Origin of the sequence: Corynebacterium lipophiloflavum DSM 44291 (assembly GCF_000159635.1) — a bacterium.
GTDB lineage: Bacteria > Actinomycetota > Actinomycetes > Mycobacteriales > Mycobacteriaceae > Corynebacterium > Corynebacterium lipophiloflavum.
The window spans coordinates 475,082-496,749 of record NZ_GG667192.1 but is presented as its reverse complement, the minus strand read 5'-3'; the positions used below and the strand labels follow the sequence as shown (position 1 = coordinate 496,749).

The window sequence follows — 21,668 nt, the reverse complement described above, 5'->3', positions numbered from 1 at the left end:
ATCGGCTGGCACAATGAAGCCTAGATCCGAATTGCGAACTCAAAAAAGGCCCCGCTAGTTTTCAATACTTTCGTTGACAACGAGGTGTCGCATCATTCCCCAGACGCTGAGGTCTATCCCATCAACCACGCTGTTCAGCGACCTGCTGTTTCGGGCAGCTCGATTGCCGAACGGCTGCTTGTACACGTTTTTCCAGACGCATTCAGAGGTGGGAACAGTTCCTCAATCACGCTTCCGAAACGCTCTTCCCAGACCGCGAGCACGCGGGGCTCACGATCGCCCCTGCGAGCGCGTCACCTTCATGGGATACGCCCCAGGTCGGTTTGCTCCATCCAGGCAAGGACATCGAAAACCCGCAGCGCGGAAATGCTGACCGGAAGGCCCGCCGACCGGCGCACGGTCTCCAGCGTTTGCTCGATACGCGGGTTGTCCGCGAGAGTCAGGTGGAGGGGGCGCATGTACTGGTTGCCTACCCCGGTGAGAGCTTTCACATGCTGATCATTAATCGGATAGATGCGGGGCAATTTGCGGGCGATCAGCTTCGACGCGGTGACAACACCGATCTTGTCAATCTCCCGTAGCTTCCTTTCCAGCACAAACGGGGCCCAAGCGGTATCCGGCAGGGCCATGAAATTTCCGGTGTAGGAAGTCACGTCCCGCGGAACATCGCCCAGTGACGCGTACCCCTCGCACGCCTGCACCGCGGAAAACAGGGCCTGATTGAGCTCGTCGCGCCGCCGGTGCAGAATGTCCGCGACCGCGCGCCCCGGAATCCGCACGCTCAAATAGGAGACCGCGAGCACGTCTTCGGGGGTAAACACGGTGGCGTTCTTGGGGTGCGCGTCTGTACTCCACTCGTCGTAATACGCGCCGGAGTACCACGGCTGTGAACCTAACCCTGCCCTATCACCCTCCAAACGGGAGCGGTAGTAGCGCCGCAGAAGAGACTCGGCGGGTGCGGGGTTGCCCGCCATTGCTTCTCCCAGGCTCGCGGGTAACCTGAGCGCCACTGCGAACACCTACTCCTCCCGGTACTTCTTGTGGCGTTCGGCGGCGCGGGCGCGGCGGTCGTCGATAAGCAAGGGGTTTTCGCGCGTCACGGCCTCGCGGGTGGCGGCGGCTTGTGCGCGGGCGACGTCATCACGCTCGTCGAGCGCGAGGCGGCGCTGCGTGATCTCAGCCTGGCGGTCGGTGTGCCGCAGCACGACCGGAATGTAGGCGAACACCGCGACGCCGGCGGCCAGAATAGCCAGGTAGATGCCGGGGCCGTGGTGGTAGCCCAGGTCGTACGCGGTACTGGTGCGGCGCAGCCAGATCGCCAGGATGGAGACCAAAAACGACACGGTGGTAAACATCCAGCCCGCCGCGGCGAACGGGAAACGGCGCGTGGCCAGGACCAGGGTGGTCAGCACCGCGAGGCCGATAAACGACATCACCGTGAACACGTACTCCGTCAGCTTCGTCTGCACCTCGGCCGCCGCGTCCGTGAACGTGAGGATCTGCCAGCCCGACACGCCGCCGGCGAACGGGAGGAACAGCGCGATGAGATAGACCACCACCGCGGCGATGAGCACCCAGCGGGTGGCCCCGAGGTCGACGGTCGAGGCGGCGGCGCGCTCCTCGCGCGCGAGCTGGTCGGACTGGTTCATAATGTGGCCGAGCCTATCAGCAGCACCCGCTCGCCGGGGCGGCCGCGGGCTTGCCAAACTGCGGCAGGCCCAGGCCCACGCCCACCGGCGCGGTGGTGGGCACCTGGCCGGCCTCCGAGTTGTCGCCCGCCTTGGTGCGTCGGTGCGCGGTGATGCCGGAGTCGGCGATCAGGTAGTGCGGCTTCGCGTCGGTGACCGTGACGGTGACGATGTCTCCGGGGCGCACGGAAGCGTCGATAAGCCCATGCACCGCAAAGTGGACCAGGCGGCCGTCGCGGGCGCGGCCCGACATGCGCTTGGTGGAATCGTTCTTCTTGCCGCCGGCAGCCTGCACCAGCAGCTCCACCTCGGTGCCCACCAGCTTCGCGTTCTCCTCCGCGCTGATGCGCTCCTGGAGGGCGACCAGGCGCTCAAAACGCTCTTGGACGACCTCCTTGGGCACCTGGTTGTCCATGGTCGCGGCGGGCGTGCCCGGGCGCGGCGAGTACTGGAACGTGAACGCCGAGGTGAACCGTGCCTTCTCCACCACGTCGAGGGTGGCCTGGAAGTCCTCCTCCGTCTCGCCCGGGAAGCCAACGATGATGTCGGTGGTGATCGACGCGTGCGGCAGCTTCGCGCGGACCTCGTCGAGAATGCCCAGGAACTTCTTCGAGCGGTACGACCGGCGCATGTCCTTGAGCACCTTGTCCGAACCCGACTGCAGCGGCATGTGCAGCTGCGGGCACACGTTCGGGGTCTCCGCCATCGCGTCGATCACGTCCGAGGTGAACTCCGCTGGGTGCGGGGAGGTGAAACGCACCCGCTCCAGGCCCTGGATCTCGCCGCAGGCGCGCAGCAGCTTGGAAAACGCCGAGCGGTCGCGGCCGAGCTCCTCGTCCACGAAGTTCACGCCGTAGGCGTTGACGTTCTGCCCCAGCAGCGTCACCTCGGACACGCCCTGCTGCACAAGGGCCGTGACCTCGGCGAGGATATCGCCGGGTCGGCGATCCAGCTCCTTGCCGCGCAGGCTGGGCACGATACAGAACGTGCACGTGTTGTTGCAGCCCACGGAGATGGAGACCCAGCCGGCGTAGGAGGACTCTCGCTTCGCCGGCAGCACCGACGGGAAGACCTCCAGCGCCTCGACGACCTCGACCTGCGCCTCCTCGCTAACGCGCGCGCGGTCCAGCAGCGCCGGCAACGCCGAGATATTGTGGGTGCCAAACACCGCGTCCACCCACGGCGCCTTCTCAATCACCGTGTCGCGGTCTTTCTGCGCCAGGCACCCGCCGACGGCGATCTGCATCCCCGGGTGGTTGTCCTTGGTGTGCTTGAGCTGGCCCAGTGAGCCGTAGAGGCGCTGGTCCGCGTTGTCGCGCACCGCGCAGGTGTTGAACACCACCAGGTCGGGCTCCGCGCCGTCTGCCGCGGCCACATATCCGGCCTCCTCCAGCATCCCGGACAGGCGCTCGGAATCGTGCACGTTCATCTGGCATCCGAAGGTGCGCACCTCGTAGGTGCGGGCGGGGTCGGCCTGGTTGGTGGGCTTGTTCTGGGCTTGTGTCGCGGTTGTCACGGTCGAATAGTCTAACGCCGGTCGCTGGCGCAGACCTAAACCGCGTAGCGCGGTCGGCCCCTGTGCGCGGAGTGGGAGGTCCAGAGCGGGATAGTTCGCCGTCGGAAATTCGTACTATTAATGAGTTGGGCGAAATATCCCGCTGTGGATCTCCCGCTCGGGCACCTGCCCCCCTTGAGCACCCGCCCCCGCTCGGGCACCTGCCACGCGCCGTCGAAAAGTTTCTTACCAATCCGCCCCGAAGCTTGCCTATTGATAGTAAAACTAATTCCCATGACACAGGTTTCGCAGCCCATGATCCGGATGGCGGGCGTGGAGAAGTATTTCGGCGACTTTCACGCGCTCACAAACATCAACCTGGAGATCCCTCGCGGCCAGGTCGTTGTTGTCCTTGGGCCCTCCGGCTCCGGCAAGTCGACACTGTGTCGCACGATCAACCGCCTCGAGACCATTGATGCGGGAACGATCGAGATCGACGGGAAGATTCTTCCCGAGGAAGGCAAGGACCTGGCCAAGCTGCGCTCCGACGTGGGCATGGTGTTCCAGCAGTTCAATCTCTTTCCCCACTTGACCATCCGGGAGAACGTCACACTCGGCCCCACCCAGGTGCGCAAGCTGCCCAAGGCGGAGGCGGACAAGCGCGCGGGCGAGCTGCTCGACCGCGTCGGCATCGCCAACCAGGCGGACAAGTACCCGGCCCAGCTCTCCGGCGGCCAGCAGCAGCGCGTCGCCATCGCCCGAGCACTTGCTATGGACCCCAAGGTCATGCTTTTCGACGAGCCCACCTCCGCGCTCGACCCCGAAATGGTCGGCGAGGTACTCGACGTCATGTCCGAGCTGGCACGCTCCGGCATGACGATGGTCGTAGTCACCCACGAGATGGGCTTCGCCCGCAAGGTTGCGGACAGAATCCTGTTCATGTCCGACGGGAAAATCGTCGAGGACACCAACCCGGAATCCTTCTTCGACAGCCCCGCCTCCGAGCGCGCCCGGGACTTCCTGGGCAAGATCCTGCCCCACTAACGCATACCCCTATCAAGGAGTTTCACCATGAAGAAGATCTTCCGTTCCCTCGCAGCCGCTACCGTCGCAGCGCTCACCGCGGCGACGCTGACCGCCTGCGGCGGCGACAGCTCCGGCGGTGGCGAGGGCCTGCTCGCCCAGATCGAGTCCGGCAACGTCACCCTGGGCACCAAGTACGACCAACCGGGCCTGGGCCTGCGCGAGGCGGACGGCTCCATGACCGGTCTCGACGTCGACGTGCTCACCTACGTGGTCAATTCCATCGCCGAGGACAAGGGCTGGGCCGAGCCGGAGATCACCTGGCGCGAGACCCCGTCCGCGCAGCGCGAGACCCTGATCCAGAACGGCGAGGTCGCCGCGATCGGCGCGACCTACTCCATCAACGCCTCCCGCGCCGAGGCGGTCAGCTTCGCGGGCCCGTACCTGCTCACCCACCAGGGCCTGCTCGTGCGTGCCGACGAGAAGGACATCACCGGCCTCGAGGGCCTCGACGGGCGCATCCTGTGCTCGGTGACCGGCTCCACCCCGGCGCAGAAGGTCAAGGACGCCCTCCCCGGCGTCCAGCTCCAGGAGTACGACACCTACTCCTCCTGCGTCGAGGCGCTGCGCAACGGCAACGTCGACGCGATGACCACCGACGCTTCCATCCTCGGCGGCTACTCCGCGCAGTCCCCGGGTGACTTCGCCATCGTCGAGCTGGAGAAGGACGGCCAGCCCTTCACCAACGAGCACTACGGCATCGGCGTGACCAAGGACGACACCGAGGCCGTCGACGCCGTGAACAAGGCGCTGGAGGCCATGTACGCAGACGGCTCGTTCCAGAAGTTCGTCGACGAGAACCTCGAGGGCGGCGTCGGCGTCTCCGAGGACAAGGTCGGCGACCTGTCCTTCCTGCAGTAGCACCCGCTCTGTGAAGGCACCTTCAACACTTTCTGGGAGGAATAAGACCCCATGCAAGCCCTGTGGGCAGACCTGCTGCCCGACCTGTGGCCCGCATTTTGGACCACCATCAAACTGACGGTGTATTCCGCCATCGGCGCCATGATTCTCGGCACGCTGCTCACAGCCATGCGGGTCTCCCCCGTGGGCATCTTGCGCGGTCTTTCCGGGTTCTACATCAACACCGTGCGCAACACCCCGCTGACCCTGGTGATCTTGTTCTGCTCCTTCGGGCTCTACCAGAACCTGGGGTTGCAGTTGGCCAGCCGCGAATCCTCGACGTTTATCGCCGACCAGAACTTCCGCTTGGCCGTCCTCGGCTTCATTCTCTACACGTCGTGCTTCGTCGCGGAGTCCCTGCGCAGCGGCATCAATACCGTCCACGTCGGTCAGTCCGAGGCCGCCCGCTCGCTGGGGCTGGGCTTCGGCCAGATCTTCAGCCTCATCATCCTCCCGCAGGCGCTGCGCGCGGCCATCATCCCGCTGGGCAACACCTTGATCGCGCTGACGAAGAACACCACGATCGCCTCCGTCATCGGCGTCGCCGAGGCGTCGCTGCTGATGAAATCCACCATCGAGATGCACGCCAACGAGCTGTTCGTCATCTTCGGCGTGTTCGCCCTCGGGTTCATCATCCTCACCCTGCCCATGGGCCTTGCCTTGGGCTGGCTTTCTGAACGACTGGCGGTGAAGCGTTAAATGTCTGCTGTTAGAGCCTCAGTGCTTTACGACGCCCCCGGGCCCCGCGCCAGGCGCCTCAACACCATCTACACCTTCCTCACCGTGATCGCTCTGGCGCTGATCGGCTGGTGGGTCCTCGCCCGCCTCGCCGAGAACGGCCAGCTTGACGCAGAAAAATGGACGCCGTTTGTCAACGCGAACACCTGGACCACCTACATCCTGCCCGGGCTGTGGGGCACCATTAAGGCCGCCGCACTGAGCATCCTCCTCGCCCTTATCTTCGGCGTCGTCTTAGGGCTCGGGCGTCTCGCGGAGCTCAAAGCGGTGCGCTGGCTGTGCGCCACATTCATCGAGTTCTTCCGCGCGATCCCGGTGCTGCTGCTGATGATCTTCCTGTACCAGTTCTTCGCTGTGTTCAACGTGGTGCCGCCGCGCGGCCTCGCCTTCTGGGCAGTTGTCACTGCGCTGACTTTGTACAACGGATCCGTCATCGCGGAGATTCTGCGCGCCGGCATCCGCTCGCTGCCCCGCGGGCAGACAGAGGCCGCCCACGCGCTGGGCATGACGCACTGGCAGACGATGTGGAAGATTCTTCTTCCGCAGTCGGTCGCCGCCATGCTGCCCGCGCTTATTGCGCAGATGGTCATCGCGCTGAAGGACTCCGCGCTGGGTTACCAGATCGGCTACGTCGAGGTCGTCCGCTCCGGTACCCAGGTTGCGTCCTCGAACAGCAACTACATACCGTCCCTGATCGTGGTGGCCATCATCATGATCGCGATTAACTACGCGCTGACGATGTTGGCCACGCGCGTCGAAAAGCAGCTGCGGGCCGGACGCACACGCCGCAACCCCTTCACAAAGGTCCCGGATGTGGCGGACGAGGACGCCCTGCCCACGGCCGACGCGACTCTGAACGCTCAGGCGCCGGGTAGCATGCGACCGCCTCGGTAGGCGCCGCGGCTACTGCTCGCCGGCGACCTCACGGATCCGCGCGTCGAGCACGTCGCGGCCCAGCCGCATACTCAGCCCGGAAGAGTAGCCGCGCCTCGCCATCACCCCAACGATGCGCCGCAGGTGCTTGTCGTACTCCGCGCGATCGGATGGCGCCGCCTTGACTTCGCGGGCCTTCTTCTCCGCGACAGCTCGGGCGGCGGCTTCCTCGTCCTCGGCGGTGATCTGGGACAGCGCCTCCTGGCGCACCGGCTCAGCAACCCCCTTGTCCAGCAGCTCCATGTCGAGCGCGCGAGCCGACTTTCCCCTTCGCTGGGAGCGCTGGCGGACCCACTCGCTCGCGAAAACCGCGTCATTGACCAGCCCCGAGTTCTCCAGTGAGTCGAGGACCCGCTCGACGAGCTCTGGGTCGAACTCCGCGGAGATGAGGCGCGAACGCAGCTCTGCCTTGGACCGGGCGCGCTGGTCGAGCAAACGCAAAGCTCGCGTGCGCACAGGCGCCAGAGCCTGCTCCTCTTCGCGGTCGAACAGCGTGCCCGGCTGGAAGTGTTCGAGGGCGGCCTTGAGCTGGGCGACCTTGTGCGGATCAGGGTCGGCCATTGTGCTTAACCCTCGTTAGGCACCAGGTTGCTATCGGAGGCGCCCAGCGGCTCGTTGGCATCGTCGTCGTCGAAGTCGATGTTGGGGACCATGTCGACCGGGTCGTCGGTGAGCTCGTCGCCGTTGCCCGCGTAGGCGCCGACGCCGAGCTTCTGGAAGATCTTGTCCTCGATCTCGTTCGCCAAATCGACGTTGTCCTTGAGGAACAATCGGGCCTTCTCCTTGCCCTGGCCGAGCTGGTCGCCCTCGTAGGTGAACCAGGAACCGGACTTTTTCACGATACCGTTGTCGACGCCCATGTCGATGATGGAGGATTCGCGCGAAATGCCCTCGCCGTACATGATGTCGAATTCGGCGATCTTGAACGGCGGCGACACCTTGTTCTTGACCACCTTGAGCCTGGTGCGGTTGCCGATGGAATCCTGGCCGTCCTTGAGGGTCTGGATGCGACGGACGTCGCAACGCACGGAGGCGTAGAACTTCAGGGCCTTGCCGCCGGTGGTGGTCTCGGGTGAGCCGAACATCACGCCGATCTTCTCGCGCAGCTGGTTAATAAAGATCGCGGTGGTTCCGGAGTTGTAGAGCGCGCCGGTCATTTTGCGCAGCGCCTGAGACATCAGGCGGGCCTGGAGGCCGACGTGGGAGTCGCCCATTTCGCCTTCGATTTCGGCCTTCGGCGTCAGCGCGGCGACCGAGTCAATGACGATGATGTCGATAGCGCCCGACCGCACCAGCATGTCAGCGATTTCCAGCGCCTGCTCGCCCGTGTCCGGCTGGGAGACTAAGAGGTTGTCGGTATCCACGCCGAGTTTGCGGGCGTAGTCAGGGTCCAGGGCGTGCTCGGCGTCAATAAACGCGGCGATTCCGCCGGCGCGCTGGGCGGAGGCGATCGCGTGCAGCGCCACGGTGGTCTTACCGGAGGACTCGGGCCCGTAAATCTCCACGACTCGCCCCCGCGGGAACCCACCGATGCCGAGAGCAACGTCGATCGCGGTGTTGCCGGAGGAAATGACCTGGATCGGGGGGCGATTTTCATCCCCGAGGCGCATGACCGCGCCCTTGCCGAAGTCCTTCTCAATCATCGCCAGCGCAGCGTCGAGCGCGTTCTGGCGATCCCCGCCCGCTGCCGCGGTCGTCTTTTTCTTCGCTGCCATATCAGTCACTCCCTTTAACCAAGAATTTTTTAAGTAATCCACGCCACGTGAGTACGGGTGGTGTCATCCTCTTAGACTCCCGCAGGCAGTCATCTGGTTCCCTTCGGTCCCAGATGAGACTGGCCCTAACGTAGCGCAGTGCCTCGACACGGCGAAGCCTACACGCAAGCATGTTCGAACGCGAGCGACGCGCCGCGAAACGCGTGTCAGAATCCCGGGCGGTCTCTTCCCAGTTGCCGGTCTTCCGGCACGTCGTAGGCGCGGCACAACCCCTCCCATGCTAAACGGGGGTCGATTCCGCTTTCGATCATCTCGTTCGCGGTCTGGTTGTACGGCGACAGGACTTGCGAGTCCATCACCCACCCCGCGTTCGCGGGGCCGAACTCGTCTTCCACCAGCTGCTGGAATTCGGTCAAGCGCATGGGCCCAATCTACACTCCGGCGCTTTTCGGACCCCGAAACGCACCGCACTGAACGGTGTTCAAGTAAGGTTTCTGCCATGTCGAAATCATCACCAACTCCCCCGACTTCAGCCGAGGCCACACAGGCATCGAACACCACCGCCGACGTAGCCTTCGTCGCGGTGTTCACCGCGCTCGTGATCGTGCTGGGGTTCGTCGCCATCCCCGCTGGCGCCCTGGGGGTGCCCATCGTGATCCAGAACACCGCGCTCGTTCTCGCGGCGCTGGTCCTCGGGGCCAGGCGCGGGTTTTTCGTCGCCGGTTTGTTCCTCCTGATCGGTTTTCTCCTGCCGGTTCTCGCCGGTGGGCGCACCACCTACTATGCCCTGAGTTCAGCCACGGTTGGCTACGTCATCAGCTACCTCATCGCGGTTCCCGTCGCCGGCGCCATCGCAGAGCGCGTCATCGGCCGCTCCCGACCCGTCAAGGTGGCGCTGTTTATCCTCGCCGGCTACCTCGGTCTGGGCCTTCAGTACCTGTTCGGCTCCATCGGCATGGTGGTGCGCGCGGGGCTCGACTTCCCCGCCGCACTGGCAGCGCAGCTGCCTTTCATCCCCACCGACGTGCTTGAGATGGCCGTCATGGTCGCCATCGCCATCGGCGTGCACACCGCGTTTCCTCAGCTTTTGCGCGGTAGCGCGAGCCCAGCGCGTTAATCCATGCCTGTTATCCGCTTTGAAGGCGCCAGCGTGAGCTACGAGGGCACCGTCGTCCTTCATCCGACCACCCTCGAGCTCACCGAACACCGCATCGGCATCATCGGCTCCAACGGCTCGGGCAAGTCCACCCTCGTGCGGCTGATCAACGGCCTGATTACCCCCTCCACCGGCACCGTGCATGTCGACGCCCTCAACCCCGTCACCGATGGCAAGCTCGTGCGCCGCCGGGTCGGATTCGTCTTCTCGGACGCCGAGTCGCAGATAGTCATGCCGCGCATCGCCGAAGACGTCGCGTTTTCCCTGCGCCGCTTCAAGCTCCCGCGCGACGAGGTGTCACGCCGCGTCGATCAGGCGCTTCTACGCTTTGGTCTCGGCGACAAGCGCGACAATTCACCGCACACCCTTTCCGGGGGCGAGAAGCAGCTGCTCGCACTGGCCGCCGTGCTGGTGATCGAGCCGGAACTCGTCATCGCCGACGAGCCGACCACCCTGCTCGACGCGCGCAACCGCCGCCGCATCATCGGTGAGATAGCGGCGCTGGAGCAGCAGGTCATCGTGGTCACGCACGATCTCGGCATGCTCGCGGGCTTCGACCGCGTCCTCTGCCTCGACGCGGGGCGCGTGCTTTTCGACGGCCCCCCGCGCGACACCGTCTCCTTCTACAACGAACTCCTCGGGGAGTAAGCGATGCTCACGTACGTCCCGTTGAGCGTTTACGTCGGCGGAAATTCGCTTCTGCACCGCACACCGCCAACGGCCAAACTGCTTGCCCTGCTCATCTTCGTGGTATCGGTCACGGCGCTGCCGAGCCAGCCGTGGCACACCGTCGCCGTCCTGGCCGGCGTCACCGTGCTGTACATTATCGCCCGGATACCCTTTGGCACGGCGATGCGGCAGCTAGCCCCCGTCGTGCCGCTGATTACCCTGCTCGGGTTGTACCTGTGGTGGCAAAACGGCCCCGCCCAGGCGCTCACGACGGCGTTCGGGCTCGTCGCCACGCTGGCGGCCGCGAACCTGCTCACCCTCACAACAACGCTCGAGGAGCTCATGAACGGGCTCGAGCGCAGCCTCGCGCCCCTGCGTCGTTTCGGTGTGCCGGTGGACACCATAAGCTTTGCCGTCTCCGTCACGATCCGGCTGATCCCGCTGATGGCCAACACGGTCAATGAGGTCTTGGACGCGCGAAAGGCCCGCGGAGCGGGCCTTTCGTTGACGGCGTTTGGTACACCGGTGGTGATTCGCAGCATCCGCCGCGCTCAAAGCATCGGCGAGGCGCTCATGGCGCGCGGTGCTGGGGATTAACCGAACGCTTTAGTGCTCGCCGCGCAGCTCACGCATGCGGGCCTGCACGGCGTCGTTGGACACGTCGCTGCCTGCATCTGCTGCCTGCGGCGCGGAGCCCGCTTCGCTGGATTCGATCGCTGGCTTCTGGCTGTTGGTCAGTTCACCGGCCATTTGCGCGCGGATCTGCTCGAGGCGGCCGTGACCGGCCATCTGGATGCCGGCCTGCTCGACCTCGGCCATGCGGCCCTGGATGGAGTTCTGCGCCAACTCGGCCTGGCCCAGGGCGTTGGCGTAGCGGCGTTCAATCTTGTCGCGCACCTGATCCAAGTTCGGGGTGCCGGTGGTGATCGCGTTCATCGAGGACATGGTCTCGGCGACCTTCTCCTGCATCTTCGCCTGCTCGAGCTGGGACAGAAGCTTGGAGCGCTCTGCGACCTGCTGCTGCAGCTGCGCGGAGTTGCGCTCAACGGCCTGCTTCGCCTGCGCCGCCTGCTGCAGGGCCTGGTCGTGGAGCTGCTTGGTGTCTTCGATGCTCTGCTCGGCCGTGACCAGCTGGGCGGCGAACGCCTCGGCGGCGTTTTCGTATTCCTGCGCCTTCTGCGCGTCGCCTTCGCCACGGGCCTTGTCCGCCAGCTGGAGTGCCTGGCGGGTGTTGGCCTGGAGCTTCTCCACCTCTTCGAGGCGGCGGTTGAGCTGCATCTCCAGCTGGCGCTGGTTGCCGATGACGGCTGCGGCCTGCTGGGACAGGGCCTGGTGCTGGCGCTGCGCCTGGCTAATTGCTTGCTCGATCTGGATCTTCGGGTCTGCGTTCTCCTCGATCTTGTTGTCGAACAGAGCCATCAGGTAGTTCCAGAACTTGGAAAACGGGTTAGCCATCGCGGCGCCTTACCTTTCGTTGATGTTTAAAAGTGTCTTTGTTCTGCAGTGCTGCGTAACCGTTGAACCATCGTAGTCGCAAACGGATCCACGCGAAGGCTCAACTAGATTTCAGCGGCCGCGGGCGCGCTCGCCTCAAGCTCGTCAGTAATCGACTTCAGCGACAGGTTCGCCACCGCCTCGAGCAGCACCTCGGCCACCGTCGTATCGAGGGCCTCGCATATCGACGCCAGGAGCTCCGACGACACCTCCTTGCGGCCGCGCTCAAGCTCGGAAATGTAGCCCGACGACACGCGTGCCTTTGCGGCGAGTGTGCGCAGCGAGACGTTCTTGTCCGCGCGGAAGGCGCGCAGGGACATGCCCAGTGCCTCGCGTAACAGAGGCTCGCGCACCGCTTCGCGCTGGACGGGCCGCTCGAGGGGGCGCTTGAGCTGCGCGACCTCGAAGTTATCGAGAAGAAGAGTTGTCGTTGCCATCGAATGTACTAACGGTTAACCAATCAGTTTTGTTCCCTCACGCCCGCAAGGGCCCCACTAAGCGCCGCCTGCACCGCGGCTTGGCGGATTTCCTCGCGCCCGCCCGCCAGCACCCGCACCGGCTCCGTCGCTGACGGCAGCAGCGCGTAGCGCCCGGCCGCGGAGTCGACGAGCTGCGCCGCGGGCGAGGACGCCGTCCACCGAGGGCCAGACAGCCCGACCCACACCTCGCCGACGGGGTGGCCGTCTTGAGTATCGGGCCCGGCTACGCCGGTGACCGCAACGGCCCAGTCGGACTGGCACACCCGCCGCGTTCCGCGGGCCATCTCACGGGCGGTAACGGGTGAGACCGCGCCGTGGGTGGAAAGGACCTCCTCGGGCACGCCGGCGAGGGAGTGCTTCAGGTCGGTGGCGTAGACCACGAGCCCGCCTCGCAGCACGTCGGAGGCGCCTGGAACGGTCGCGAGCGTTGCGGCGACCAGGCCTGCGGTCAGGGACTCGCAGAAGCTGATGGTCTGGTTGCGGGTGCGCAGAGCGTCGATAAGCTCGCGCGCGATAGTTGTGGAGCTATCCACGGTTGACCTTCCTCGAATCCACGATGTACTGGATGCCCGTGATCACGGTGACGGCCGTGGCGACCAGCATGACGATATATGTCGGCACATCCATCCAGCCCGGCAGCGGGCACAGGTACAGCGCCACACCGAGCGTCTGAAGAACGGTCTTGAGCTTGCCGCCTTTCGACGCCGGGACGACGTTGCCACGGCGCAGCATGAACATCCGCCACACCGTGATGCCGAGCTCGCGGACCACGATAACCACCGTGATCCACACCGGCAGCGTGGACGCGATGTTGAGCGTGACCAGCGCGGTGATCATCAGCGCCTTGTCCGCGATCGGGTCGGCGATCTTACCAAAGTCCGTCACCAGCCCGCGGGCGCGCGCGATGTCGCCGTCGAGCTTGTCGGTGGCCATGAGCACCACGAACAAGCCGAACGCCCACCACCAGCGCTCCGAGAGAACGAGCCACGCGAACACGGGCACAAACACAATGCGTGCCGACGTCAACACGTTGGGCAGGTTCCAATTGGATTGCTGTGGCTGGGTCACGACAACCGCCCTTTCTATTTCTCGCCCCCGCGCGAGACGTCGAGGTGATCCGTCTCGCGCGAACCGGTTGCTGTGTGATCGCCGCGGCCAGAGGTGGCGGGATCGTCAATCCACCCGAGGTGGTTGCCGTGGTTGTCCACCTTGCGGCGGTTGCCGTGGTCGTCGTAATCCACGTGCCACTTCGGCCCGTCCGGGTCAACGCGGCCAGCGGCAATGTCCATGCGGTTCTTCACCAGGGACGCCACGACGGTAACCACCAGAACACCGATGATCACGGACAGGGAGGTAAACGTCCCAATCTCGGGCACGGTCACGTTCTCGCCGCCATTAATGAACGGCAGGTTGTTCTCGTGCAGGGCGTGCAGCAGCAGTTTGATGCCGATGAAGCCGAGGATGATGGCCAGTCCGTAGGACAGGTAGACCAGGCGGTCAAGGAGGCCGTCGAGCAGGAAGTACATCTGGCGCAGGCCGAGAAGCGCGAACGCGTTGGTCGTGAACACGATGAACGGCTCCGAGGTAATGCCGTAGATCGCGGGGATGGAGTCAAGCGCGAACATCACGTCGACGAACCCAATTGCCAGAAGCGCGATGAACAGCGGCGTCAGCGCCTTCTTCCCAGTCTGGGTGACGGAGACAAGCTTGTCGCCGTGGTAGGACTTGGTCACCGGGAAGACGCGGCGCAGCGCCTTGACAATGAACATGTCGTTCGGGTCGGTTTCTTCCTGGTCCGTCGCTTCGTCGTAGGCCAATTTGATAGCCGTCCAGATCAGGAAGATGGCGAAGAGGTAGAACACGTCCGACCACGCCGCGATCACGGCCGCGCCAAGCAGGATGAAGATCAGGCGCATGATCAGCGCGATCACGATACCAAGCAGCAGCACCTTCTGCTGGTACTTGCGCGGGATCTTGAACGCGCCCATGATCAGCGCGAAGACGAACAGGTTGTCAACGCTCAGCGCCTTTTCCGTGACGTAGCCGGTGTAGTACTGCGCGGCGTGCTCGCCGTCCCACAGCCACCAGATCACGCCGCCGAAAAGCAGTGCGATGGTGACGTAGAACGCGGTCCAGAATCCCGATTCTTTCAGTGACGGTTCGTGCGCATCTTTGACGTGTCCAAAAAAGTCAAAAATGAAGAAGCCCACGATGACGGCCGAGGTGATCAGCCATACTGATGTGGGCACACCCATGTGTTCCATAAATACCTCCGGTCAGAAAATCCTTACAAAAGTGACCGGAGGTCTCCCCCACCCACGGTGGGCCGCCCCGACCGGGGCCTTCCTGAAAAGCAAGGCGCCGTGTTGACGATCGAAAGCGATTGCGGGGTACTCCCCTCCAATGCCCCTATGAGCTTACACCAAGCAATAAAACGGCTAAAACGCTCCGCCCGTTGGGTTGTAGGTGGCGTTGACCACACGGGTCTCGCCGGGGGTGGTGGCGTCGGAGGGGGCGTCGCCAAGCGAAGGCTCGTCGGTGGGCGCCTCCGCAGGATCGGCCCCCTTGATCATCCACAGGATCGTCTCCAGCTCCTCCGGCTTGACCAGCACCTCGCGCGCCTTTGAGCCTTCCGACGGGCCGACGACGCCGCGGGTTTCCATCAAATCCATCAGGCGCCCCGCCTTGGCGAAACCGATGCGCAGCTTGCGCTGCAGCATCGATGTCGACCCGAGCTGGGAGGTGACCACGAGCTCGACGGCCTCGAGCAGATCGTCGAGGTCCTTCCCGATGTCGTCATCGATCACCTTCGCCTCGGCCTGCTTGTCCTCGGTCACGCCCTCGACGTACGACGGTGAGTCCTGCGACTTCGCGGCCTCGACGACGGCCTGGATCTCCTCGTCCGTGACGTAGGCACCCTGCAGACGCTGCGGTTTTCCGGCACCCTGCGGGATGAACAACCCGTCACCCATGCCGATGAGCTTTTCGGCACCTGCCTGGTCGAGGATGACGCGCGAGTCGGTCAACGACGAGGTGGCGAACGCAAGGCGCGACGGCACGTTGGTCTTGATCAGGCCGGTGACGACATCCACCGAGGGGCGCTGGGTGGCCAGCACCAGGTGGATGCCGGCCGCACGCGCCTTCTGGGTGATGCGCACGATCGACTCCTCGATCTCCTTCGGGGCCGTCATCATCAGATCCGCCAGCTCGTCGACCACACAGATGATGAACGGGTACGGGCGCATCTCGCGCTCGGAGCCAGGGGGCGCGGAAATTTCCCCGGAGCGCACCTTCCTGTTGAAGTCCTTGATGTGGCGCACGCGAGAGGACTTCATGTCCATGTAGCGCTGCTCCATCTCTTCAACCAGCCACTGCAGCGCGGCGGCCGCCTTCTTCGGTTGGGTGATAATCGGCGTGATCAGGTGCGGGATGCCCTCGTACGGGGTCAACTCCACCATCTTCGGATCCACCAGAATCAACCGCACCTCCTCCGGGGTGGCGCGGGTGAGCAGCGAGATCAACAAGGAGTTGACGAACGCCGACTTACCCGAGCCGGTGGAACCGGCGACGAGCAGGTGCGGCATCTTCTGCACACTGGAGGCGATGAAGTCACCCTCGATGTCCTTGCCCAGGCCGATGAGCATGGGGTCGCGGTCGGCGGTGACCTTCGGCGCGTCGAGCACGTCGCGCAGCCTGACCATCTCGCGGTCGAGGTTGGGCACCTCGATGCCGACGAGCGACTTGCCGGGGATCGGGGTGAGCAGACGCACGTTGTCCGTCGCGGCGGCGTAGGCGAGGTTGGACTGCAGGTTGGTGATCTTGGACACCTTCACGCCGGGGCCGAGTTCTACCTCGTAGCGCGTCACTGTCGGCCCGCGCGAAAATCCGGTGACCTGGGCGTCGACGCGGAATTCCTCGAAGACATCCGTGATCGCTTCGATCATCCGGTCGTTGGCCTCTGTGCGCGTCTTCGGCGCGGTACCGGCGATGAGCAGGTCCGTCGACGGCAGCACGTAGTCCGAATCGTCGTAAGGCACCCGCTGGGCGGGCGCGGCCGGCGCGGCGGGCGCCTTTGCCTTCTCCACCTCCGACTTCGGTGTGGAGGCGGGCACGGCGGTGGCATCGATGCCCGAGCGCGCAACGATCGCGGCACGCATCGCCTCGCGGGACTGGGTGATCGCATCAGCCTTGTCGTCCTCAGGCTCGGTTTCCTGTTCCGGCTCCGGCTCGGCCTCGGCGCGCGGCAGAATGCGGGTCAGGCCCGCCTCGGGCTGCCCCGCAGGCTCCGCAGGCGCGGCTACTTCGGCCTCGGCGCCCGGCTCGTCAAAGAGGTTTTTATCCAGCCGGGCGCGCCGCGGCATCACGCGCGTGGATTCATCCGCCGGGTAGTTGTCCAGCGGCGTGCGCCGCCGCGGGCGCGTCACCACTTCGGTGGCGGCGCTTGCCCGGGCGCGGCGTCGCTCGCGGCCCTCGGCGATGTCCTCCAAGTCCTCGTCGACGTGGCTGTAGGGGTCCTTGCCCTCAGCGCCGTCAGCGTCACCGGAGTGCGAAAGCCCGCCTTTCGCGGCTGAAAGGGTGTCTTTGAGCAGGTCCACAGCCTGGCGCACGGTCACACCGGTGGTCTTGAGCGCGCCGTAGACAATCACGAGGATCAGCAGCGGCACGGCGACGAAGGAGGTGAAGCCCGCAGACAGCGTGCCTCCGAGCAGCGCACCCACCGCCCCGCCGGCGATGCGCCGGCCTTCCCAATCCTGGGGGTTGCCGGCGAAGACGTGAACGAGTCCGAGCATGGCGAGCGCGATGATTCCGATTCCGAGGCTGACCCGGGCGCGAACCGCGGCGTCGGAGCGTGTGTCCAGCATTAGCGCGACGGCTACTGCGACGAGGGCGACGGGCAGGATGAGCGCGCCCGCGCCGATGACCCAGTGCACTCCCTGGGCGATGAGGCGCCCGACCGGGCCGGCGATGTCGAACCACACCGAGGCGCCGATGACGGCGGCAAGTCCAATGAGGACGAGTCCCCACGCGTCAGCATGGTCGCCGCCCCGTGTGGTCTCCACTGCGTCGCTGCCACCTTTCTCCTCGTCGCGTACGGTGCCCCTGCCGTCCCTGAAGTCTCTGGATTTACGGCGCCGCGCGACCGGCTCGTCGGCGGTGGCGGCGTCATCGAAGAAGGGGTCCGAAGAATCGTCTGTGTCCGCGCTGCGGCGCAGGCCGGCTGTCAGCTTGCCGAGCGCCGATCCCACGCCGCGTGCGGCAGCGCCCAGCGAGCTGCCGACAACCTTGTAGGCGGAGCCGACGCGCTCGTCGGAGGTTTGCGCCGCGAGCATCGTTGAGGTCGACGGGTGAGTCAGCGACGCGGCATAGTTTGTCGACGTCCGCGTGCCGCTCCCCCGCCCGCGGGGGCCGGTCTGCGAGCGCCCGGAGGTGCGAGACGAGTTCGTGACAGACATGTAAGTAACAGTAGTACCGTTTGCCACTCATTCCACATTTGCCACACCGGTTACGGCGGAGATTTGTAGTTACGCGTTGGTAAAGTCCTAGAACTTTACTTTCAGCGCAGCGATCTTGTCCTCATCGCCCTCGAAGTCAATTTCGACCACGTCGCGCCCCATGATCCACAGCAGCAGTTCGCCCGGCTCGCCCTTGACGCGAATCACATCGTCGCCGCGCTCGGCGACCTTGCGGCTTCCGCCGACGGTGACCGATGGCAGCGACGGAGGCGTCAAAATAACCGGCGTGTCGGACGAGCGCATCATGAGCTTCGCAAAACGCTGCGCCAATCCCATCAGCGTGCGGTCGACCTCAGTGCTGAAGTCGCGCGGCCGTGCGACCCCGTCGCCGCGGCGAACGTCTTCGTGGTGGACGAAATTCTCCGAGGTATTCATCAACCCGTCGACCGGTGCGAGCAACTTGGGCGGGCCCGCCGCCCAATCACGCACGATGTCTTCGTACGGGCGCCGTTCTTGCACCTTCGTCTCCTTGTCGAGCACGGGCTTCAGCGCGCCGATGAAGTTGCCACCGGCCTTGTGCAGCTTGTTCTCGCGGATGTAGAGGTGAATGGCTAGATCGCGGGTGTTCCACCCCTCACACAGCGTGGGAGCATCGGGGCCGAGGTCGAGGAAAAGTTGCGCGAGACGCTCGCGCTCTTGCTTCGCAAATGACATAGGCCCCAGCATAGCGCTGGGACCTACATGGCGATTCGGGCCGGCGTCGGGCCACTAAGGTAACGCCTTAGAGTGACTCGCGGGCAGCATCCACATCGGCGTCGTCGAAGGGAACGTTGTCGGCCGCCATCGGCACGACCGTCGGCAAGATGACAGGCTCGCGCTTGTACTTCTGCTCGATCGCCTTCGACACGTGACGACGCAGCTGCTGCACCATGCGGTACGGGTCATTCTCACCCTGCGCAGCCAGGTCGTTCATGACCGTTTCGACGCCCTCGGCGACCTTCTTGTTGAAGTCGCGGTCATCGTCGGAGAAGCCGGTCGTCGACACGCGAGGCGTCTCCAAGAGACGGCCCGTGCGATCGTCGATGACGCAGGTGATCGAGACGACGCCGCCGGAGGCGAGGCTGGTGCGATCGGCCAACACGTCCGGGTCCACATCGCCCATGGTCTCGCCGTCGACGTAGAGCTGACCGACCTGGTACTGGCCCACGACGTTAATCTTGCCGCCGACCATGTCCACCACGACACCGTTCTGTGCAAGGGCCGTGTTCTCCGGCTTCACGCCGGTAGAAATCGCCAGCTCCTTGTTCGCGCGCATGTGGCGCCACTCGCCGTGCACCGGCATCGCACCCTTCGGGCGCGCCGCATTGTACAGGAACAAAAGCTCGCCCGCGTAGCCGTGGCCCGAGGCGTGGACGTGCGCGTCGTCGTTGGTGATCACCGTCGCGCCGATCTGCGCGAGGTTGTTGATCACCGCAAAGACGGCTTCCTCGTTGCCCGGAATGAGCGAGGACGACAGGATGATCAGGTCGCCGTCGCGCACGGTGATCTGGCGGTGCTCGCGCCGCGACATACGCGATAACGCCGCCATGGGCTCGCCCTGGGTACCGGTGGTGATCAGCACGACCTTATGCGGAGCCATCTTTGCGGCCTCCTCGATCGGGATGATCGTGCCACGCGGGGCGCGCAGCAGGCTCATCTTCTCCGCGATCTCCATGTTGCGGATCATCGAGCGGCCGTTGAAAGCCACCTTGCGGCCGTTGGCAACCGCGGCGTTGACCGCCATCTGCACTCGCGCCACGTTGGAGGCGAACGAGGAAATGATCACGCGCTGCTTCGCACCCTGGACCAGGCGGGTGAGGTTTTCCTCGATGCCCTTTTCCGAGGAGGAAATTCCCGGCACCGTCGCGTTGGTGGAATCGCACATGAACAGGTCGATGCCCTCGTCGCCGAAGCGCGACAGCGCGGGAAGATCCGTGGGCTGACCGTCGTAGGGGGTCTGATCGAGCTTGATGTCGCCCGTCATCACCACGTGGCCCGCACCCGTCTTGATGGACACGCCCAGACACTCCGGAATGGAGTGGCCGACGTGCCAGAAGCGGATACGGAACGGGCCGAGGTTGAGCTCGGAGTCCTTGGTCACGTCGTTGAGCTTCGGACGCTGGCGGTGTTCCTTCGTCTTCGCCGCGATAAGCGCGTTGGTGAAGCGCGAAGAGTAGATCGGAACATCGGCCCGCAGCTTGAGCAGCCACGGGATCGCACCGATGTGGTCCTCGTGGCCGTGGGTGACAATCAGAGCCTCGATCTTGTCCAGCTTGTTCTCGATCGGACCGAAGTCCGGCAGGACCAAATCGACGCCTGGCTCTCCCGAGTTCGGGAACAGCACGCCGCAGTCGACGACGAGCAGGCGGCCGTTGTACTCGAACACGGTCATGTTGCGCCCGATCTCGGAGATGCCGCCGAGAGCGTAGATGCGCAGACCGTTGTTCGGTGCCTGCGGCGGGGAGGGAAGGCGCTTGGTCAAATCCGCGCCCTGCATTCCCTTCACCGGGTTGCGGCGGTTGTTGCCACCGTCATTACCGCCGTTTCCACCGCGGTTGTTGCCGCCATTGGAGCCACGGCCACGGCCACGGCGCCGGTTGCGGCCGCCGCCGTTGTTACCGTTGTTGCCGTTGTCACCGCGGCTGTTGTTTCCGTTGCCTCCGCGGTTGTTGCCGTTGTTGTTGCCGTTAGCGGAATCCTTCGAGCGGTCGCGGTTATCCTGCGCGTCCTGCCTGTCGGATGATTCCGGGCCTGCAGGTGTCTGTTCCGGCGCCTGGAATACAGGCTGCTGATCGGCCGGCTCCGGGGGCCCAGCCTTGCGGGTCACCTTGCGGGCTCGATTGCGGGGTTCGTTCATACTTAGAGGACTCCAGCCTTTTCCATGTCTTCGCGGAGAGCCTCCATCTGCGCCTCGGTCGCTGCGACCACGGGCAGACGGGGTTCCCCGACGTTAATGCCCTGAAGCTGCAGGGCTGCCTTTGCAAATGTCACACCACCGAGAATTGCCTGCTGGCGAGCCAGCACGTCGATGGTATTGGCGTTGATTTCCCGCGTGCGGGCGAGGTCGCCTTCCTCGAAGCTTGTAATGAGTTCGCGCAACAACTGCGGAGCGGCGTGTCCCACCACCGAAATAACGCCGGTGGCTCCAACTGACAGCCAGGGCACGTTGAGCGGATCGTCGCCAGAATACCAGGCTAGGCCGGTTTCCTGAATTAACGGGGCCGCCTGGAAGAAATCGCCCTTCGCGTCCTTGAGGCCCTGGATCGTCGGCAGCTTCGCCAACTCGCGGATCGTCTCCCCCTCGATGGGGATGCCGGAGCGGCCGGGAATGTCGTAGAGGCAGATCGGCAGATCGGTCGCCTCTGCGACAGCCGTGAAGTGCGCTATCAGCCCCGCCTGGGACGGCTTGGAGTAGTACGGCGTGACCACCAGCAGCGCATCCGCACCGGCCTGCGCCGAGAGCGTAGCCAGCTGAATGGACTTGCGGGTGTTGTACGAACCCGCTCCGGCGATCAGCCTGGCGCGATCGCCGACCTCCTCCTTCACCGCCTTGAGCAGCGCGATCTTCTCCTCCGGGGTCGTCGTCGGCGACTCCCCGGTCGTTCCTGCGAGAACTAGTGAATCGATTCCATTGTCTACGAGGTGGGCAGCCAACTTTCGTCCCGCGTCCAAGTCGAGTTCGCCGCTGGAATCAAACGGCGTGACCATGGCGACGCTGACGGTGCCGAAAATGTCCGCACCGGTATTAGCTTTGTTCGTAATGCCCATGGCAATACAGGGTACCCGCTGGGCCCGCGCACTGTGTTAACAGCACGCGCCAATCGCG

General features: G+C 64.7%; 22 protein-coding genes. 7 read left to right on the top strand and 15 right to left on the bottom strand.

The window, feature by feature from the left end; translation table 11 throughout:
- Positions 1-299: 299 nt before the first annotated feature.
- From HMPREF0298_RS05485 to miaB, 3 genes are read right to left on the bottom strand one after another with little or no spacing between them, the layout of a single operon-like run.
- Positions 300-1,010 carry a DUF6308 family protein gene (locus HMPREF0298_RS05485; RefSeq protein WP_157464383.1) on the bottom strand — a complete coding sequence of 237 codons (711 nt, stop codon included), beginning with the start codon at positions 1,008-1,010 and terminating at the stop codon, positions 300-302.
- Between the two features lie 9 nt (positions 1,011-1,019).
- Positions 1,020-1,649, bottom strand: coding sequence for an Rv2732c family membrane protein (locus tag HMPREF0298_RS05480; protein WP_006840126.1), 630 nt, complete (start codon positions 1,647-1,649; stop codon positions 1,020-1,022).
- A gap of 16 nt (positions 1,650-1,665) precedes the next feature.
- Positions 1,666-3,204 carry a tRNA (N6-isopentenyl adenosine(37)-C2)-methylthiotransferase MiaB gene (gene miaB, locus HMPREF0298_RS05475; protein WP_006840125.1) on the bottom strand — a complete coding sequence of 513 codons (1,539 nt, stop codon included), beginning with the start codon at positions 3,202-3,204 and terminating at the stop codon, positions 1,666-1,668.
- Positions 3,205-3,498: 294 nt separating this feature from the next.
- Between miaB and gluA the strand changes: the two genes are divergently transcribed.
- Genes gluA through HMPREF0298_RS05455 form a run of 4 tightly spaced genes read left to right on the top strand, consistent with a single transcriptional unit; the run spans position 3,499 to position 6,798 of the window.
- Positions 3,499-4,227: a glutamate ABC transporter ATP-binding protein GluA gene (gluA, locus tag HMPREF0298_RS05470; protein ID WP_169304965.1), complete on the top strand. Its 729-nt coding sequence runs from the start codon at positions 3,499-3,501 to the stop codon at positions 4,225-4,227.
- Between the two features lie 27 nt (positions 4,228-4,254).
- On the top strand, positions 4,255-5,127 hold the full coding sequence (locus HMPREF0298_RS05465) for a glutamate ABC transporter substrate-binding protein (protein ID WP_006840123.1): 873 nt from the start codon (positions 4,255-4,257) through the stop codon (positions 5,125-5,127).
- A gap of 51 nt (positions 5,128-5,178) precedes the next feature.
- Positions 5,179-5,865 carry a glutamate ABC transporter permease GluC gene (gene gluC, locus HMPREF0298_RS05460; RefSeq protein WP_006840122.1) on the top strand — a complete coding sequence of 229 codons (687 nt, stop codon included), beginning with the start codon at positions 5,179-5,181 and terminating at the stop codon, positions 5,863-5,865.
- Positions 5,866-6,798: an amino acid ABC transporter permease gene (locus HMPREF0298_RS05455; protein WP_006840121.1), complete on the top strand. Its 933-nt coding sequence runs from the start codon at positions 5,866-5,868 to the stop codon at positions 6,796-6,798. It begins immediately after the preceding gene.
- A gap of 9 nt (positions 6,799-6,807) precedes the next feature.
- Here the strand turns inward: HMPREF0298_RS05455 and recX are convergent, their stop codons facing one another.
- The 3 genes from recX to HMPREF0298_RS05440 all read right to left on the bottom strand — a co-directional run bounded on the left by recX (position 6,808) and on the right by HMPREF0298_RS05440 (position 8,974).
- Positions 6,808-7,398: a recombination regulator RecX gene (recX, locus tag HMPREF0298_RS05450; RefSeq protein ID WP_006840120.1), complete on the bottom strand. Its 591-nt coding sequence runs from the start codon at positions 7,396-7,398 to the stop codon at positions 6,808-6,810.
- 5 nt (positions 7,399-7,403) lie between these two features.
- On the bottom strand, positions 7,404-8,552 hold the full coding sequence (gene recA / locus HMPREF0298_RS05445; protein WP_006840119.1) for a recombinase RecA: 1,149 nt from the start codon (positions 8,550-8,552) through the stop codon (positions 7,404-7,406).
- Positions 8,553-8,758: 206 nt separating this feature from the next.
- Positions 8,759-8,974: a DUF3046 domain-containing protein gene (locus tag HMPREF0298_RS05440; protein WP_006840118.1), complete on the bottom strand. Its 216-nt coding sequence runs from the start codon at positions 8,972-8,974 to the stop codon at positions 8,759-8,761.
- A 77-nt stretch (positions 8,975-9,051) separates the two neighbouring features.
- On the opposite strand from HMPREF0298_RS05440, the gene HMPREF0298_RS05435 reads away from it, so the two are divergent.
- From HMPREF0298_RS05435 to HMPREF0298_RS05425, 3 genes are read left to right on the top strand one after another with little or no spacing between them, the layout of a single operon-like run.
- A complete protein-coding gene (locus tag HMPREF0298_RS05435) occupies positions 9,052-9,669 on the top strand; it encodes a biotin transporter BioY (protein ID WP_006840117.1) in 618 nt (205 codons plus the stop codon).
- A gap of 3 nt (positions 9,670-9,672) precedes the next feature.
- Positions 9,673-10,356, top strand: a complete 684-nt coding sequence (locus HMPREF0298_RS05430) for an energy-coupling factor ABC transporter ATP-binding protein (RefSeq protein ID WP_006840116.1) — start codon at positions 9,673-9,675, stop codon at positions 10,354-10,356.
- Positions 10,357-10,359: 3 nt separating this feature from the next.
- Positions 10,360-10,974 (top strand): energy-coupling factor transporter transmembrane component T family protein, encoded by a 615-nt coding sequence (locus HMPREF0298_RS05425; protein ID WP_006840115.1) that lies wholly within the window; start codon positions 10,360-10,362, stop codon positions 10,972-10,974.
- A 9-nt stretch (positions 10,975-10,983) separates the two neighbouring features.
- On the opposite strand, the gene HMPREF0298_RS05420 is transcribed toward HMPREF0298_RS05425, so the two are convergent.
- The 9 genes from HMPREF0298_RS05420 to dapA form a co-directional block, all read right to left on the bottom strand.
- Entirely contained in the window at positions 10,984-11,832 is an 849-nt protein-coding gene (locus HMPREF0298_RS05420) for a PspA/IM30 family protein (RefSeq protein ID WP_006840114.1), read from the bottom strand.
- A gap of 104 nt (positions 11,833-11,936) precedes the next feature.
- Positions 11,937-12,308, bottom strand: a complete 372-nt coding sequence (locus tag HMPREF0298_RS05415; RefSeq protein ID WP_006840113.1) for a helix-turn-helix domain-containing protein — start codon at positions 12,306-12,308, stop codon at positions 11,937-11,939.
- A gap of 23 nt (positions 12,309-12,331) precedes the next feature.
- The gene (locus HMPREF0298_RS05410; RefSeq protein WP_006840112.1) at positions 12,332-12,883 is read right to left on the bottom strand and encodes a CinA family protein; all 552 of its coding nucleotides are present in this window, start codon (positions 12,881-12,883) and stop codon (positions 12,332-12,334) included.
- Positions 12,876-13,418, bottom strand: a complete 543-nt coding sequence (pgsA, locus tag HMPREF0298_RS05405) for a CDP-diacylglycerol--glycerol-3-phosphate 3-phosphatidyltransferase (RefSeq protein WP_006840111.1) — start codon at positions 13,416-13,418, stop codon at positions 12,876-12,878. Before pgsA ends, HMPREF0298_RS05410 begins: the two co-directional genes overlap by 8 nt.
- Positions 13,419-13,432: 14 nt before the next feature.
- Positions 13,433-14,605 carry a TerC family protein gene (locus HMPREF0298_RS05400; RefSeq protein WP_040422727.1) on the bottom strand — a complete coding sequence of 391 codons (1,173 nt, stop codon included), beginning with the start codon at positions 14,603-14,605 and terminating at the stop codon, positions 13,433-13,435.
- A gap of 183 nt (positions 14,606-14,788) precedes the next feature.
- Positions 14,789-17,803, bottom strand: coding sequence for a DNA translocase FtsK (locus tag HMPREF0298_RS05395; protein WP_040422548.1), 3,015 nt, complete (start codon positions 17,801-17,803; stop codon positions 14,789-14,791).
- Positions 17,804-17,890: 87 nt separating this feature from the next.
- The gene (locus HMPREF0298_RS05390) at positions 17,891-18,517 is read right to left on the bottom strand and encodes a TIGR03085 family metal-binding protein (protein WP_050758314.1); all 627 of its coding nucleotides are present in this window, start codon (positions 18,515-18,517) and stop codon (positions 17,891-17,893) included.
- 67 nt (positions 18,518-18,584) lie between these two features.
- On the bottom strand, positions 18,585-20,699 hold the full coding sequence (locus HMPREF0298_RS05385; RefSeq protein ID WP_040422546.1) for a ribonuclease J: 2,115 nt from the start codon (positions 20,697-20,699) through the stop codon (positions 18,585-18,587).
- 2 nt (positions 20,700-20,701) lie between these two features.
- The gene (dapA, locus tag HMPREF0298_RS05380; protein ID WP_006840106.1) at positions 20,702-21,610 is read right to left on the bottom strand and encodes a 4-hydroxy-tetrahydrodipicolinate synthase; all 909 of its coding nucleotides are present in this window, start codon (positions 21,608-21,610) and stop codon (positions 20,702-20,704) included.
- Positions 21,611-21,668 lie beyond the last annotated feature (58 nt).